The organism is Ruegeria sp. CDSC085, assembly GCF_059610465.1.
On sequence record NZ_JBXWNR010000005.1, the window covers coordinates 15,956 to 31,754 of the forward strand.

Here is a 15,799-nt window from a genome sequence, read left to right on the forward strand (position 1 = left end):
ATCTCCGGTTAGCACGTGATGGTGCAGATGGCCTCAGCTTCCTTGATCCTGAGATGGAATTTCTGCTGCACGCGGAAGATATGCTCTCCTTCGGCAGAGGTTTGCAGATACTTCACGGCGATATCCGAGGGCACGACGATTTCAACCGGTGCACCCAGCAGGGACACAAGCACTGCCTTATTCGGGGGCAGGGTGCTGGAACGCAGCAACGGCCCGTCCAGGAACGGGAGGATGCTGTCACGAGGCAGTACCATCGAGTTCGGCAGCGGAGTGGTAGCTGCCCGAAACAGTCCATTGCCCATCACACAGGCATAGGGGCCCAGATAGCCATGCGTTTCCAGCGTGCTGATGCCCGCGACGACGGCCTCGAAAACATCGGTTCCGGTATAGCCCTTTTTGGTCGCGGTATTGGTTTTGCTTTCGCCTGCTTCAAGCAATCCCGGATATTTGCCACCGCCGCTGATCGTATAGATCTGCGGCAGTGAGGTGCCAGCGCCGCCAGCGTGTTTGGGGGCTTGTCCGGTACCGGGTTGACCGTTGAAAATGATGTCGTCCTCTACCCGGGCCACAACAGCGGCCGCTCGGCGGAACATGATCTGAGCTGCGGCCAGTTCCGGATCAGCCACCTGTGCACCTTTCAGGTACACGTTCACCGATACGGTTGTAAGGCGCAAGGTGTCATAATCGTTCACGTCAAGACGTTCTTTGGATGCACCAGATGAGTTGTCGACCAGACTGAGCTTGTTCAGCGGAACAGATTGCGTGTCTGCGGGCAGCGGTCCGTATAGGGGTAGGAAACTGGCTGCCACCCGGGCGCGCAGTGCCTCGTCATGGACGGCCTTGTTCACGGCGCTCCACTGATCTTCATTCCAATCCAATGCATCGGTCATTTCAAATCCCTCTCGCTGCTGCTGCCCAATTTGGCGGGGCAGTCAATATTGTTCTCATTTTGTTTCGCTCAATCTGTCCAGCTGATTGCGCGCCCGCTGCTCCTGAACGACACCGCGGCAATCTTGGGCAAGCGAAAGCGCTTGTTTCGCCTCGCCAATTGCAGCGTCCAAATCCCCCTTTGCGGCAAAAGCCTTTGCTCGCACACGGTGATATTCAGGTTTGTTCAGAATCTCCCCACGTTCCCAACCGGGAATGCAAACGGTTTCGAGCCGGTCCAAAGCCTGATCAATATCTCCGTGATCTATCATTAACTCAGACAGAACAATCTGATTCTGAGGAAAAGTAAAGTTTCCACCAGATTTGGAGATCAGGTTCATGCATGCCTCGATGCGTTCCGGAACACCTGCGATATCGCCTTTCCCGGCTTGCGCGAGACCCATGTAGATGTCCTGCATCGCGTGAAGGTAAAGAAACCCTTCCTCATCCGCGACTTTTCTGGCTTCCTTCATCGTCACATCAAGCCGGTCCCATTCACCCGCATAGGGCAGGAACATGCTGCAGGCGCCCATGACGTAGACAAGGTTGGGTGCATGATTCAGCGCCCTGCTGACCTCGATGGCTTCCAGACGCGCGGCTTCGGCCTTTTCGAATTTCCCCTGCTGCCACAGCAGGCATCCCTGAATGGCCAGCAAAGAGGCGGTCGTGGAAGACTGGGTCATGGGCATCATGGCCATATCCAGCTCGGGTGTGATCAGGGCGAATGCGCGCTCAAGCTGTTGTTCGCATTCAGCAAATTCCCCACGGAAGTAATGAGTAAAGCTCAGGGCCCGCGCCGCAAGAACGTTGGCGACGGGGTCAGCGGACATGCCTGCCATCATATCCAGTGCTTGTCCCATTTCCATCGCTCGGTTCATCTGACCGCCAACAAAGAAGTTGGTCCAGCGGCAGAAGGTAGCGGCGAACAGGGTTTCACCGTCGCCCAAAGACTGGGCCAGTTCCATTGCCCGAGCAGCAGTTTCTCCGACCTGGTCGGCCGACCACCCGTAGATCGCCATATAGGCGGGCAGAATATTCATCTGAACCCGAAGCTCGAATCCATCGCGATCTGCGTTGGCCGCCATGGTTCCGATGTTGCGAAGGGCGGCCCGGAAAGCGGAAATCGCAGGCAGGTTCGCCAGCCGGGACAATGCCAGTTCACCTGCAGTGACCCAATTCGCAACGGCTTCATCCTTCAATCCGCCAAGATCGCAATGATGCGCGACGGTATCGGGGGCCGGATTGCCGAATGCTTGGTGACCGTCCAGCAAGGCCCGGGCAATTTTCAGATGCACCTTCTGCCGGTCTTCCCGCAGCAACGAATTATAGGCCGTATCCTGAACCAGCGCGTGGTTGAACGTGTATGTGGCCGACCCTGAAGCGCTGGTAATCAGCACGACGCCAGCCGCCATAAGCTGCATGAGGGCGCTTTCTACATCCATATCTGCATGCGCGACCGCGTGTATCGTCTGAGCGGTGAAACTGCGTCCGATAACCGATCCGAGCTGGGCGACCGGCTTGGCATTTTCCATCCGGTCAAGACGCGACATCAGCGAGTCCTGAAGGGTGGCCGGGACGCTCAGCGCATCCAGAACCTCGGCATTGATCGGGGCGTCCTGGGGAAGCTGGTCCAAAACCGCCTTTGTCATTTCTTCGATGTACAGCGGCACGCCATCCGCCTTCTCGATAATCTGCCTGATCAGGATGACAGGCAAACTGTATGGCTCAGCCACGCGTCGAACCAGTTCGGATGCTTCGGTGTTGCCAAGCGGAGACAGATTAATGCGTGCGGCTCGGCTCTCGAAATGTTCCGGAGGTTCGTATTCAGGTCGATGGGACAGAACCACCAGTACCGGAAAGTTGCTCAAAGCTGACGCAAGCGCATCCAGGACGTCCAATGTGGTAGCATCGGCCCAGTGAACGTCTTCAACCACCAACAACAAAGTACCGCGCCTGTCGCACAGGCTGCCCAGACTGCGCAGCATCACGTCAAGTGACTTGCGCGCTTTCTTCAACGGGTCCGACTCTGTCGGGGCGCCGGTCTCCACACCCGCCAGATCAAGAAGAACGGGCAAATCGGCTTCACTCAGACGAGAGGCCGTTTGCACGAAGTCGGAAATCGAAGACCTGATGCTGTCATTTGATTTATCACCTGAAACGCGCCTCAACTCTCCTACAATAGGATGCAGCGGAAGACTGGTCAGGTGAGGGATGCACTGCAACGTAAAGGGCTTGACCCCGATCGTTTCAGACAGCGATTTGATCAGCCTTGATTTGCCGATACCTGCCGCACCCCCGACAAGCGCCAGCCTGCCTGAGCCTTCCTGTGCCTCGCTCCAAAGTTGGGTCAGAGTCGAAAGATCGTCCTGCCGGGCCACAAGATCGACCGCAGATTGACCCACCCGCGCGTCGAACCGGCTGGAGGAAATGATTTCCGACACCACGCGGTACACGTTGCGCTGATTGTCAAAGCCTTTCAGCTCATGGCTGCCACGCGGTTCGAATTCAAAGGCACCTTGGGTCAGCCGCCAGGTCTCGGAAGAAATGATCACTTCACCCGGTTCGGCCAACCCCTGAAGACGGGACGCAAGATTCGCCGTTTCACCCACCAGAAAGTCCTGAGATCCCAGGCTTTTCGAGGAAACGACGCCCACAACAACCATACCGGTTGCAATACCCGCCCGCAGGTCGAGCTTTTCTCCAAACTCGTTTTCAAGATTCTGAACGGCTTCAATGGTTTCCAATACCGCCCGCACAGCACGCTCGGCGTCATCTTCCATGGCCTTCGGGTATCCGAAATACACCATGATGCCGTCGCCTTGCCGATAGGCCAGGTGGCAGCCGTGTTGTTTCAAGGTGCCGATCGCCGTATCCAGATACAGGTTCATGATCTGCATCAGGTCTTCCGGGTCATATCGCTGAGCCAGCCGTGTCGACCCCACAAGATCGCAGAAAACCAAAGTGAGATGCCGGCGCTCGGCATTCGACTGAACTTCGGGCCGCGTCGAAGCTTCCTGTGATTTCAGCCTGGCCTGCGCCTTCCGAAACCGCTTCCTTTCACCAACCGTCAACCCGAGATCACGCAGTTCCGGATCAGTCAACTCGTCCAGAATGTCGTCATCCACGCCCTCTCTCTGAAACAGAGTGGCATAGTCGTTCAGATCTGCCAGATAAAGGACTTTTGAAATGCGTGGTGATGCCTCAAGGACTCGCGTCATTGTCTTGCGACTCCGTCCATATCTATCCCCCTGATTTTCCCCTTAATACATAATGTATATGTATAATCCAAAAGTAGAGAGGATTTTGTGCTGAATCCATGTTTGGCGTAGGCCGCACAGTTAACTTGTTATATTGATTGACCGAAATACGTCAGAATTATCACACCGTCACGTGTTTTTCCTGCCAAATCATCGGGTTCCAGCTTCCAATTGATTATACCCGCAAGGGTTCGGAACGACCGGACTATCAAGATTGTCGTCATATGCCTGACGTGACGTCAAGGTTGCCGTATTTGCGCAAGCGCTGTTGCCGACATTAAATATCTGGCAGAACCGCCTCGTTTCGCAGTGTTTTCCGCCTCATTCCAACGAAAAATCGGACACTCACGATTGCATGTCATTAAACCCAAATGGCGTTGCGTTCGTGTCTGCTCATCAAAACGCCCTGCATCAGGTTCGCATCACATCCAGCGCGTTCAGGTCAAGGACACAGCCACCCGACATGCGCCTTTCCAAGCGGCTGCTTAATGGTTTGCAGGAAGGTATTCCGAAGCCGTGCAAAAGGAAGCTGCGAACCCGGAACCAATCCACTTCGCAAGAAAAAATCCACGTCCCGTCGTCACCCTGAATTGAACTCAGACCGACCTTTGCCGGCATTAAAGCGTCGGCGGATGCGATCCAAAGTTAGGAGACAGGCAAAGTCACAACCGGTTTCCAAGTTTGATGTGCCAGCGGGCAACCTTCTATTCTTGCGCCACGGCTCTCGCATGGGCCGCAAAGGACGGAGCCAGCATCAGGGCCTTGCACCGTTCGAACCGGTTGGTGGCATAGGCCCAGAAATCTTCGGCCGGGTTTTCATCCGCGTGCTGGATCAATCCCCACAGCGTCCACAGCAGATCGCACATGGCTTTGTAGATCACCATACGCCCGATCTGCGCATCGCTGGGCGGGTTTCCGAAATAGGCCGTCAACATCTCGAGTTCCTGCTCGTCGCTCAATCCGGCCTCGACGGACAGATCACCCAGATCCCATAGGGCGTCGTTCATGCCTGAATACTCATAATCGACGATCCACATGCGCTGGCCGTCATCCAGAAAGTTTTCGCACAGCGGGTCGCAATGACTGGGGACCAATGTCCCGGGTTTGTCACGCAGCAACGCGCGGATCGGAGCCGCTTCAGCCACGACGTCCGCGTAACCTTCTGGCAGGGTGGCGTTTTTGTCCGCAAGCACCTTCATGTATTCGCTGATCATCGAAAACAGCTCAAACCGAAACTTGAACGGCTCAGGGGCGCCATGAAGCTGCTTCAGGGCCTTTCCCGCGCGGGCAGCAGACCCCGGGCGCGTCGCAAAAATCTCGGGTGTCATCGTGACGATGTCGGTCACGCAATCACTGATCATCACGCCAGATGACGCGTCTGCCCACAGAACTTCGGGGCCGACCCCGGCTTTTGCCGCCACCCGTGCGTTGTGGATTTCGACCGCGCGGTCGATATAGGCTTCGGTGCCTTCACCGGGGATACGCACAACCACCGTCCTTGGCCCGCCTTCGACGCGATAGACCAGATTGGTCAACCCACCCAGCCGCTGGGTGTGAATGTCCGCCTCAACAAGGGTTTCGAACCCCGCCACGTTGCGAAGGACCTGAATAATCTCATTTTTTGGTTCATTCTGCATCGCTCATTCCCTCAGGCTTTCAACCGGCCGTTTGCTGGATCATAAAGCGGCCCGTCCACGCGGCGGATAGCGTGGCGTTCCCCGAACACCTCCACTTCGAAATCTGACCCACCAGCCAGTCCCGCAGGCAGATAACCGTAGAGGATGGTCTTGCCGACGGTAAACCCATATCCACCGCTGCATGCCAGCGAGACTGTCTTGCCGGACTGCAGTATGGTTTCCCCTCCGGTGACCGGCAGCCGTTCTTCAGTGATGAATGTACAGAGCTGCCGGTCAGGACCGTTCACTTTCTGCGTCTCCAACGCCGACCGTCCGATGAAGTCCTCTTTGGACTTCAAATGTACCCGCGAGCCAAGGCCTGCTTCGATTGGTGAATAGTCTGGGGTGATGTCAGCGCTCCAGTAAAGATAGCCTTTTTCCAGCCGCGAGGACTCGATCGTGCGGTAGCCGATGTCGCGGATGCCATGGTTCTGACCGGCATACCACAATAGGTCGTAGACATGCAGGGCGAACTCGGTTGGAATATGCAGCTCCCATCCCAGCTCTCCCACATAGCCTATACGGATCGCGCGGACCTTTGCCGTTCCCAGAGTGATCTCTCGGGCCGTTGCAAAGGGAAACGCAAGGTTCGAGACGTCTTCTTCCGCAACGGTCTGCATCACATCCCGCGCTTTGGGGCCGCAGATGTTGATGACGGCGCGTGCCGATGTCATTTCGATCAGCTGCGCGCACCCGTCGCGGGGCAGGTGACGTCGGATCCAGTCCGCGTCATGCACGCCGAATCCGGACCCGGTCACGATATAAAAGTGTTCCCGCCCCAATCGGGTGACGGTGATATCGGCTTCAACGCCGCCGCGATCATTGCACAATTGGGTGTAGATCACCGTGCCATCCGGCTTGTCCATGTTTGAAACGGCGAGGTTTTGAAGGGCTTCCAGCGCGCCAGGACCGATCAGTTCGAACTTTGAGAAACTGGTTTGATCGATCAGAACTACACCGTCGCGCGCGGCCTTGTGTTCCTGCTCGGCATAGGCTTTCCAACCCGGCGACAGGAAATCCAACTGATCCACCGGCTCTACACCGACAGGAGCGAACCAGAGCGGCCGCTCCCATCCATTCTTTGACCCGAACACCGCCCCATGTTGCTTCAGCCGCTCATGCAGTGGCGACAGGCGCAGGTTTCTGGCCGTTTCCGCCTCCTGTCCCGGATATCGCATCTTGTAATGATGCGCGTAATGTTCGACCGCGCGGGGATACATGAAGGCGCGCGTGGCGTGATGCGGACTGAACCGGCGAACGTCCAGAGGCCACAGATCAAGGCTCGGGCGGCCTTCAACAATCCACTCCGCGATCATCTCTCCCGCGCCACCACCTGCCGCGATGCCGTACAGAAATCCGGTCGCCAGCATCAGGTTTCCCAGCTCGGGCGCCCATCCCATGACAAAATCGCCATCTGCGGAATAAGGGATGGGGCCGTTGATGACCTGCCGGATTCCAACGGTGTTGACGACCGGCGTAACCCGACCTGCCAGTTCGGCAAGGGGCGCAAACCGCTCCAGGTTGTCGGGCAACAACTGCCGGACAAACGCGCCCGGAATGCCCCTGTCGCCGAACGGCAGTGTGTTGTCCTCATACCCGCCGATCACTAGTCGTCCGCCCGCGTCAGGCTTGTAATACACCAGCCGCTCGGGATCCCGCAGGGTTGGCAGGCGTTTTACAAGATCGGGGTCGGGCAGGGGTTCCGTTACGATGTATTGATGCTCGACGGCGCAGGTCGGGACAACGACCCCGAGTTTCGCGGCCAGCTCGCGGCTCCACATTCCGGCGGCCAGAACGACGGTTTCCGCTTCATAGTCCCCTTCTGATGTCATCACTTTGGCGATGCGATTGTTGTGGAATTCAAAATCGGTAACCTGCACGGATTGGCGGATCTGGGCACCGTGCATCCGGGCACCGGACGCGATTGCCTGACATAAGCCTGCGGGATCGACATGACCGTCCGAGGCGATAAAGGCCGCGCCTTCCAATCCCTTCGCGTCGATATAGGGAAACAGCGTTTTGGCCTCAGCCGCCGAGATTATCTCCATCTCCAGATCAAAGCTGCGGGCCATTGTCGCTAGACGCTTGGCTTCCAGAAGCCGCTCTTTGGTTGCCGCCAGGCGCAGGCTTCCAACCTTCTTCCAGTCGAACTCCATCCCGGTTTCTTCGGCCAGACGATCATACAGCGCCACGGACCGTTTCAGCATCCGCGTCGTGTTGCGTGATGACCTCAACTGCCCGACAAGCCCTGCCGCATGCCAGGTGGCCCCCTCGGTCAGGGACGCCCTTTCCAGAAGAACAACATCTGTCTCACCGGACCGTGCGAGATGATACGCGATTGAGCATCCGATGATGCCCCCGCCAATGATGAGATGTCTGACCGAATGCGTTGTCATGCGCCAACTCACTTCAATTGATATGCTCTCATCAAAAATCCAAAAACAACATAAATCAACAAAATAGTTTGAATATTGTTGAGATAAGTCACTTGAACAGCGTCAAACTTACAAGTAACCTGATGAAATCAACAAATAACGCGGCGCTTTATGTCGAAATACGAGCAAGAGATTCTCAGCACGGTAAACCTGCATGGACGAATTTCGGTCATGGAACTGGCGCGCATTCTCCAGGTGTCGGACCAGACCGTAAGGCGAATCGTGAAGCCGATGGTCGCCAAAGGCAGCCTGTCCAAGGTGCATGGTGCATTGGTCAGCACTCAAAATGTGCTGGATCCACCGTTTCTGGCCCGCATGACGAAGAACCGCGCCGCCAAAGTCGCGATAGCCGATGCCGTTGCAGGGCGGATACCGGACGGTTCGGCCATCGCCATCGACACGGGTTCGACCTCGGGCTTCATAGCTCAAGCACTTCGCGCGCGGAAAAACCTCACGGTGGTGACAAATTCGGCCTTCATCGCTGCCACGTTATCGATGGAAGAGGGCAACAGGGTCTTCATGGCGGGAACACAGTTGCGTAACCACGACGGGGCCGCCTTTGACCGCGCCGCATATGACGTCATTGCAGGATTCTCGGCCCGGACGGCCATATTGTCGGCATCGCTAGTGCATCCAAGCAAAGGCTTCATGGTCTATGACCAATGCGAGGCTGACATGGCCCGTGCGATGTCTGATATCGCTGACCAGACCTTCATGGCTGTTGATTCTACAAAATTCAACGAGGCCCAGACCAGCCCGGCATTACGCCTGCCTGGGCTGACCGAGAAGGACGTGCTTATCACCGATCGCAAATTGCCCGCATCCTTCCGCTCCTTACCCGGAGATGCGGAATTGGTGATAGCAGGCGTGAAAGCACAAGCAGACAGTCCTTGATTTTGTGACAATTCTGCCCCGGCTCGACGGGACAAGCCGGTTCCACCGAAATGGTGAAACCGGCTGTGTTTCAGGCCGTTGCGCCTTTGATGCGAATGGCAGTGCCCAGGCTTCCTGCACAGATTCCGACCACAATCGAGATGATCAGTTCCAGTGGCTCTACATGCGCAAACTGGAAGCCTGCAAAAACCAGCGTTTCAAGTACGCCAACTGCACCGCCCAATGTCGCGCCCAGCCACAACTTGCGGGTCATCATGCCGAAGGCCAGACCGAGTATGCCGGGCAAACCAAGGATGTTGCTGCCAATGGTTCCAAGTAACTCTAACATCTCTGCCCCCACATCAATTTGAGCTGTTGTTCAGGAAATCGCGGATGTCGTCACCCGCGGCAGTCGCGTGCTCCTGCACAACTTCACCGTCCAGTGCAGCAGTCACCTTCTCGTATGTTTCCAGGTAGTTGGGTGGCAGGTTGTGCGCGATGCCCTGGTGGCAATCGATACAGGTCATACCGCTGTCTATGGCGCGTTGGTGTTCCAACGCGGCGCGTGTTTCCTGAATGGTGAAGTCCATGTAGTCAAAGTTGTGACAGTTGCGGCACTCGCGGCTGTCAGACGCTTTCATCTTCTTCCACACGGCCGACGCCATCGCCAGACGGTGTTCCTCATATTTCTCGGGTGTGCTGATCGTGCCCGCCAGTTCATGATAGACGTCTTTCACGGCCATGATCTTGGCTTTGATCTTGTGGCTCCACACATCCGGAACATGGCAATCCGAGCAGATCGCACGTACACCGGAGTGGTTGTTGTAGTGGATCGTCTCCCGGTACTCGCCTAGGTTCGTTTCCATCGTGTGGCAGGACACACAGAACTCTTCGGTGTTAGTCAGTTCCAGCGTCCAGTGAAATCCACCCCAGAACAGGATACCGGCCAGAAAGCCGGCGAGGATCAGAAAGCCCGAGCTGAACATCACTGCCGGTGTCCAGATCGCGTTCCAGAGGCGACCAAGCAAGCCGCGTTTTTCAGGGGAGTCTGCCATGTCGGTGCTCCTTTCAGTCTTGCGTTGGATCAGTTGCTGGCGGAGGGCTGGAACACGTTGTCGACCAGTGGCGGTGCGTCTGCCTGTGGAACGTGGCACTGATTGCAGAAGTACCGGGTTCCGGCAATCTGATCCAGCTCGTTGCCATCGCGATCTAGATAGTGGGTCATCGACAGGGTCGGTGCGTTGCGCTCGCCCGCCTTGGTCCAGTCATGACAGGACAGACATTGGTTGGTGCGAATGTCGATCTGGTATTGTTCGACCGAATGCGGGATCAACGGCGGCTGCTGGCGATAATTGCGCTGCTGCCGCCCTTCGACGTTGCGGTGGATCTGATCCAGTGGCACCGGTTCGTCAATCTCGGCCCCGCGCAGGGATTCTACCTGTGCGGATTGCGCAAGGGCCCATCCGCTCAGCAACAATACGGGTAGAAGGGCAATTCCGCCTGTAACGATTGTTCTTTTCATCTTGGCACTCCCCTAGATAGGTCTGGCAGCGCGCGGCTCAGGCGCGGCAACTGGATCGGAAGGTTGAACGACATGGTCGTCGAACCGGTGAGTAAAGTTAAAGACGTCGACTGCGCAGACATCGATGCAGCGTCCGCAGTTTGTGCAGTCGGATGACAGGATCAGGGGCGAGCTTCCCGGCTTGCCTTTCAGCGCGGGCGAGATCACCTGATTTTCAGGACAGACCGCATAGCAATCCATACAGTCGTCGCAGGCCGTGCGATTGGCTGCACTGACCCTCAGCAGGTTTTTCGACCCGATCAGCCCGTAGAACGCGCCCACGGGGCATAGATGGCCGCACCAGCCATGGCGTGAGACGAAAACGTCAAAGACGAAGACGGCCGCGATCATGGCCCAGACAAAGCCCATGCCGAATACCAGCCCGCGATGCAGCATGGTGATCGGGTTGACCAACTCCCACGCGATCACGCCGTTCAGGCCCGAGACCAGCAGGACGGTTGCCAGAATCCACAACCGAGTGCCGCGCTTGGGTTGCCAGCCTTTCGGCAGGTCCAGTTTGCGGTGCACCCAGTTGGCCGCGTCCGTCACCGGGTTTATGGGGCAGACCCAGGAACAATAGGCACGCCCACCGATCAGGGCATAGATCACCAGAACGATCAGCCCACCGATCAGCGCAGTCATCGCGGGCCAATGGCCTGCGACGAAGCTTTGCAACAAGATGAACGGATCGGTCAACGGCAACACGCCAAGCGTCAGTGACCCCGCCAAAGTGCCCTCCACGATCCAGATGCCGAACCATGGGCCCAGCAGAAACAGAACCAGAAAGAACAGCTGACTTGCACGACGCATCAGCAAAAAACGATGCGCCCCGATCCACCCTTTGCCTTCAACCGCCTCCTGACCTACGGGCATATGTGTGCGAGCACTCATTGTCCCACCCCAGGCAGATCATATTCCGGCGCAAATCCGCCGGGCGCGGCAAGATTGTCGGTTCCCGGTCCGGGCAAACGGTCGGGCAGATCGATGATCCCCTCGACCACTGGTGCACCTTTGGCGGCTTTTTCCTCCCACCCCTTTCGGTAATGCTCTGCCGAACTGCCGCGCGCCAGCCGGGCAGGCAGAACCTTGATGGCGGCCTCGGGCAGAACACAGCTTTTTTCGCACATGCCGCAACCTGTACATTGGTCGGCATGGACGGTGGGAATGAATAACGCATGATGGCCCGACCGGGTATTATGCGCCGTCTCCAAAGTGATCGCCTCGTCAATGACGGGGCAGACGCGATAACAGACGTCGCAACGCAGACCGAGGAAATTCAGGCAGTTTTCCTGATCGACCAGTACGGCAACCCCCATCTCGGCGTCGTCGATATTGTCCAGCCCGGGGTCCAGTGCCCCTGTTGGACATGCGGCGACACACGGAATGTCGTCGCACATTTCACAGGGAACATCCCGGGCGGTGAAGAATGGTGTTCCCGTTGCCACCGCATCCGAGCCAAGTTCGGCCAGTTTCAGGGTGTCGTATGGGCATTCCCGCACGCATAAACCGCAACGGATACAGGCCGACAGGAACTCCTTCTCCGGCAATGCGCCGGGTGGGCGCAAGGCATCGGCAGGCAGGGCGCGGGCGTCGCGGGCCAGATAGGCCAGCAGCGATCCTGCGACCACGCAGCCGCCCGCCGCCCGCGCCGAGTCCTGAAGGAACCGGCGCCGCTGCGGCGAAAGGGGTTTATCGACAAGAGACATGGGAACGACCCGTACGATCCTTTCTGGTTACGCGCGTTCGACTTTACAGGCGCACTTCTTGAAATCGGTCTCTTTCGACAGTGGGCAGGTCGCGTCCAGCGTCAGCTTGTTGGTCAACTGGCTTTCGTCGAACCAGGGCATGAAGACCAGACCGCGTGGCACCTTGTTCCGACCTCGGGTTTCAACCCGGCTGGTGACCTCGCCGCGACGGGTTGACAGAACAATCTCCTGGCCCCGGCGCAATCCGCGATCCTTGGCGTCCTGCGGATGCATGTAGACGACAGCGGATGGATAAGCGCGGTGCAGCTCAGGAACCCGGCGTGTCATCGAGCCCGAGTGCCAATGCTCCAGCACGCGACCGGTGCACAACCACAGATCAAATTCCGCGTCGGGCTCTTCCGGAGCAGGTTCATACGGCGCAAAAATGATCTTGGCCTTGCCGTCTTTGTGGCCATAGAACTCCACACCGGTGCCCGCCGATACATATGGGTCATAGCCTTCGCGGAAGCGGTAAAGCGTTTCCTTGCCGTCGACGACCGGCCAGCGCAGACCACGGGCTTGGTGATAGGTTTCAAACGGTGCCAGATCGTGCGCGTGCCCGCGTCCGAAGTCGGCATATTCCTCGAACAGACCCTTCTGAACGTAAAAGCCGAAATGCTCGGATTCATCGTTGTCAAAGCCCTCGGCGGTCTCCGACAGCGGGAACTTGTCGACGCTGCCATTGGCAAACAGGACGTCATACATGGTTTTGCCACGGTGTTCCGGCATGGTGGCCAGCAATTCTTCGCCCCAGACCTCTTCGACGGTGAAGCGCTTCGAGAACTCCATCAGCTGCCACAGGTCCGATTTGGCCTCGCCCGGGGCCTTGACCTGTTGCCGCCAGAACTGGGTGCGGCGCTCGGCGTTGCCATAGGCGCCCTCCTTCTCGACCCACATGGCGGTTGGAAGGATCAGGTCAGCGGAAACCGCAGTGACCGTCGGGTAGGGGTCTGAAACAGTGATGAAGTTTTCCGGGTTGCGATAGCCGGGATAGCCTTCCTCGTTGATGTTCGGCGCAGCCTGCATGTTGTTGGTGCACTGAACCCAATAGGCGTTCAGATCGCCATCCTTCAGCTTGCGGTGTTGCAGCACGGCGTGAAAGCCGGGCTTGGGCGGAATGGTGCCCGCAGGCACATTCCAGGAGGTTTCGCAGATCTCGCGGTGCTTGTCATTCATGACGACCATGTCGGCGGGCAGACGGTGAGCAAAAGTACCGACCTCTCGCGCTGTGCCGCAGGCCGACGGCTGACCGGTCAGCGAGAAGGGCGAGTTGCCGGGTTCCGAAATCTTGCCCACCAGCAGGTGCACGTTGTACATCAGCGAGTTCACCCAGGACCCACGGGTGTGCTGGTTGAAACCCATGGTCCACAGACTCATGACCTTGCGGTCCGGGTCGGCATATTGTTTGGCAAGACGCTCCAGTTTTTCAGCCGGGACACCGGACAGTTCCGAAGTGTATTCCAGCGTGTATTCCGAAACGGCCTCGGCATATTCTTCGAAGCTTATTGGTTCCATCTTGCCCGAGTTCGGGTTTTCGGCTTCTTGCTGCAATGGGTTGTTGTCGCGCAGACCATAGCCGATATCGGTTGCTGTTTTGGTGATGTTGACATGGTTCTTGACGAACTCTTCGTTCACTGCACCATTCTGGATGATGTAATTGGCGATATAGTTCAGGATCGCCAGATCAGTTTGCGGTTTGAACACCATGCCATTGTCGGCAAGCTCGAACGAGCGGTGCTCGAAAGTCGACAGCACATGCACTTCGCAACCCGACTTGGTCAGGCGGGTGTCGGTCAGGCGCGACCACAGGATCGGGTGCATCTCGGCCATGTTCGAGCCCCACAGCACAAACGTATCGGCGTGCTCGAAGTCGTCATAGCACCCCATCGGTTCATCGATGCCGAAGGTGCGCATGAAACCAACCACAGCCGAAGCCATGCAGTGACGCGCATTTGGATCAATGTTGTTCGACCGGAACCCGGCCTTCATCATCTTGGCAGCGGCATAGCCTTCCCAGACCGTCCACTGACCCGAACCGAACATCCCCACGCTGGTCGGGCCTTTCTTGGCAAGGGCCTCTTTCCATTTGGCGGCCATCACATCAAAAGCTTCATCCCAGCTGACCGACTCGAACTCGCCATTCTTGTCATAGGCGCCGTTGGTCTTGCGCAAAAGCGGCGTGGTCAGGCGGTCTTTGCCATACATGATCTTGGACAGGAAATAGCCCTTGATACAGTTCAGTCCCCGGTTCACTGGTGCGTCTGGGTCACCTTGCGTGGCCACCACACGACCGTCTTTGGTGCCCACCAGAACGGAACAGCCTGTGCCGCAGAACCGGCAGGCAGCCTTGTCCCAGCGAATATCGGGCGCACCGACCTGGGCGTTGGCCTGACCTGTGGCCATGGGAATGCCCGCAGCCGAGGCAGTGGCTGCCGCTGCGGTCGCTTTCAGGAATGTACGACGGGATTCAGAGATGGTCATTGCATGGGCCTCCTGCTGGACGGTTGGCTTGGAGCATCAGGACGCGGAGCCGTCTCCGCGGGATCTTCGAAATGGTGATAAGTCAGTGACAGTGAGATCACGCCGGGGATCTGGTGCAGATCCATGATGGTGTCCGAGGCCAGCCGGTCGGCCGTATCCTCGACAACAACAACAAACCGGCCATCCTCGGCTTCGGCATGAAGCTCGACGCCTTGGGTTCCGGTTATCGCCGCGCGAGCGGCGTCGGTGTAATCGGGGGCGATGTGGATTAGACAGCCACAGATATTCATTGGGTCACCTCCGGGTGTTGAGGGGCGGGGCGATGCATCGCGATGGCCCCGGCGGGACAGGCGGCGGAACAACTGCCGCAACCGATGCAGGTTTCAGTTTCAAGCGCCGGTTCAGCGCGTCCGCCCAGTTGCAGGCGAAAGCGGATGGCATCCTGTTCGCAATTGTCCTGACACAAGCGGCAACTCACCCCGTTCATCGACAGGCAGCTTGCGGCGTCGATCTGCGCGCGCCATGGCCACTCGGAAACACGCTCGGGCAGCAACGCAGGGGTCGGGCAAATATCAGCGCAATCACCACACATGGTGCAACCGCCTGCGGAAAGGTCCAGAACGGGAAAGCCGCTGTCGTCGAACGTGATGATGTCTTCGGGACAAGCCCCGGCGCAATCTTCGCAACGCGTGCACAAATCTCCGAAGCCAGTTGCGACTGCCCCCGGCGGACGGATCGCATCGCGGTCCTCCCGCAGGACACGCGCGCTTAGAAAAGCGCGTCTGCTCGTCATCTGGCTCATAGCTGGCGACTCGTATTTGGATAGATAGGTTCGCGTCTTTAC

General features: G+C 57.7%; 13 protein-coding genes. 1 reads left to right on the forward strand and 12 read right to left on the reverse strand.

Annotated features, from left to right (window positions below):
- Window positions 1-8 precede the first annotated feature (8 nt).
- The 4 genes from AC2FJB_RS09505 to AC2FJB_RS09520 form a co-directional block, all read right to left on the reverse strand.
- Complete coding sequence (locus tag AC2FJB_RS09505) at window positions 9-890, reverse strand: encapsulin (RefSeq protein ID WP_299898341.1); 882 nt, start codon at window positions 888-890, stop codon at window positions 9-11.
- Between the two features lie 54 nt (window positions 891-944).
- Window positions 945-4,145, reverse strand: coding sequence for an adenylate/guanylate cyclase domain-containing protein (locus tag AC2FJB_RS09510; RefSeq protein WP_496718119.1), 3,201 nt, complete (start codon window positions 4,143-4,145; stop codon window positions 945-947).
- 743 nt (window positions 4,146-4,888) lie between these two features.
- The gene (locus AC2FJB_RS09515) at window positions 4,889-5,821 is read right to left on the reverse strand and encodes a phosphotransferase (protein ID WP_496718122.1); all 933 of its coding nucleotides are present in this window, start codon (window positions 5,819-5,821) and stop codon (window positions 4,889-4,891) included.
- 11 nt (window positions 5,822-5,832) lie between these two features.
- On the reverse strand, window positions 5,833-8,256 hold the full coding sequence (locus AC2FJB_RS09520) for a GcvT family protein (RefSeq protein WP_496718124.1): 2,424 nt from the start codon (window positions 8,254-8,256) through the stop codon (window positions 5,833-5,835).
- A gap of 150 nt (window positions 8,257-8,406) precedes the next feature.
- Here AC2FJB_RS09520 and AC2FJB_RS09525 point away from each other — a divergent pair, with 150 nt between their 5' ends.
- Entirely contained in the window at window positions 8,407-9,189 is a 783-nt protein-coding gene (locus AC2FJB_RS09525; RefSeq protein WP_496718125.1) for a DeoR/GlpR family DNA-binding transcription regulator, read from the forward strand.
- Window positions 9,190-9,259: 70 nt separating this feature from the next.
- On the opposite strand, the gene AC2FJB_RS09530 is transcribed toward AC2FJB_RS09525, so the two are convergent.
- The 8 genes from AC2FJB_RS09530 to napF are packed head-to-tail and all read right to left on the reverse strand — an operon-like array spanning window position 9,260 to window position 15,757.
- Window positions 9,260-9,517, reverse strand: coding sequence for a hypothetical protein (locus tag AC2FJB_RS09530; RefSeq protein WP_496718127.1), 258 nt, complete (start codon window positions 9,515-9,517; stop codon window positions 9,260-9,262).
- 13 nt (window positions 9,518-9,530) lie between these two features.
- A complete protein-coding gene (locus AC2FJB_RS09535; protein WP_496718128.1) occupies window positions 9,531-10,223 on the reverse strand; it encodes a NapC/NirT family cytochrome c in 693 nt (230 codons plus the stop codon).
- Window positions 10,224-10,252: 29 nt separating this feature from the next.
- On the reverse strand, window positions 10,253-10,690 hold the full coding sequence (locus tag AC2FJB_RS09540) for a nitrate reductase cytochrome c-type subunit (protein WP_117873509.1): 438 nt from the start codon (window positions 10,688-10,690) through the stop codon (window positions 10,253-10,255).
- 12 nt (window positions 10,691-10,702) lie between these two features.
- The gene (gene napH / locus AC2FJB_RS09545; RefSeq protein WP_496718130.1) at window positions 10,703-11,620 is read right to left on the reverse strand and encodes a quinol dehydrogenase ferredoxin subunit NapH; all 918 of its coding nucleotides are present in this window, start codon (window positions 11,618-11,620) and stop codon (window positions 10,703-10,705) included.
- On the reverse strand, window positions 11,617-12,435 hold the full coding sequence (napG, locus tag AC2FJB_RS09550) for a ferredoxin-type protein NapG (protein ID WP_299898332.1): 819 nt from the start codon (window positions 12,433-12,435) through the stop codon (window positions 11,617-11,619). Before napG ends, napH begins: the two co-directional genes overlap by 4 nt.
- A gap of 27 nt (window positions 12,436-12,462) precedes the next feature.
- On the reverse strand, window positions 12,463-14,955 hold the full coding sequence (napA, locus tag AC2FJB_RS09555; RefSeq protein WP_496718131.1) for a nitrate reductase catalytic subunit NapA: 2,493 nt from the start codon (window positions 14,953-14,955) through the stop codon (window positions 12,463-12,465).
- Entirely contained in the window at window positions 14,952-15,245 is a 294-nt protein-coding gene (locus AC2FJB_RS09560; protein ID WP_496718132.1) for a chaperone NapD, read from the reverse strand. The genes napA and AC2FJB_RS09560 overlap by 4 nt, the downstream gene beginning before the upstream one ends.
- Entirely contained in the window at window positions 15,242-15,757 is a 516-nt protein-coding gene (gene napF / locus AC2FJB_RS09565; RefSeq protein WP_496718134.1) for a ferredoxin-type protein NapF, read from the reverse strand. The genes AC2FJB_RS09560 and napF overlap by 4 nt, the downstream gene beginning before the upstream one ends.
- Window positions 15,758-15,799: the final 42 nt, after the last annotated feature.

What these genes read in the sequence shown, in the direction of transcription:
- AC2FJB_RS09505 (WP_299898341.1), bottom strand. Translation starts at nt 890, where the DNA reads ATGACCGATGCATTGGATTGGAATGAAGATCAGTGGAGCGCCGTGAAC.
- AC2FJB_RS09510 (WP_496718119.1), bottom strand. Translation starts at nt 4,145, where the DNA reads ATGACGCGAGTCCTTGAGGCATCACCACGCATTTCAAAAGTCCTTTAT.
- AC2FJB_RS09515 (WP_496718122.1), bottom strand. Translation starts at nt 5,821, where the DNA reads ATGCAGAATGAACCAAAAAATGAGATTATTCAGGTCCTTCGCAACGTG.
- AC2FJB_RS09520 (WP_496718124.1), bottom strand. Translation starts at nt 8,256, where the DNA reads ATGACAACGCATTCGGTCAGACATCTCATCATTGGCGGGGGCATCATC.
- AC2FJB_RS09525 (WP_496718125.1), top strand. Translation starts at nt 8,407, where the DNA reads ATGTCGAAATACGAGCAAGAGATTCTCAGCACGGTAAACCTGCATGGA.
- AC2FJB_RS09530 (WP_496718127.1), bottom strand. Translation starts at nt 9,517, where the DNA reads ATGTTAGAGTTACTTGGAACCATTGGCAGCAACATCCTTGGTTTGCCC.
- AC2FJB_RS09535 (WP_496718128.1), bottom strand. Translation starts at nt 10,223, where the DNA reads ATGGCAGACTCCCCTGAAAAACGCGGCTTGCTTGGTCGCCTCTGGAAC.
- AC2FJB_RS09540 (WP_117873509.1), bottom strand. Translation starts at nt 10,690, where the DNA reads ATGAAAAGAACAATCGTTACAGGCGGAATTGCCCTTCTACCCGTATTG.
- napH (WP_496718130.1), bottom strand. Translation starts at nt 11,620, where the DNA reads ATGAGTGCTCGCACACATATGCCCGTAGGTCAGGAGGCGGTTGAAGGC.
- napG (WP_299898332.1), bottom strand. Translation starts at nt 12,435, where the DNA reads ATGTCTCTTGTCGATAAACCCCTTTCGCCGCAGCGGCGCCGGTTCCTT.
- napA (WP_496718131.1), bottom strand. Translation starts at nt 14,955, where the DNA reads ATGACCATCTCTGAATCCCGTCGTACATTCCTGAAAGCGACCGCAGCG.
- AC2FJB_RS09560 (WP_496718132.1), bottom strand. Translation starts at nt 15,245, where the DNA reads ATGAATATCTGTGGCTGTCTAATCCACATCGCCCCCGATTACACCGAC.
- napF (WP_496718134.1), bottom strand. Translation starts at nt 15,757, where the DNA reads ATGAGCCAGATGACGAGCAGACGCGCTTTTCTAAGCGCGCGTGTCCTG.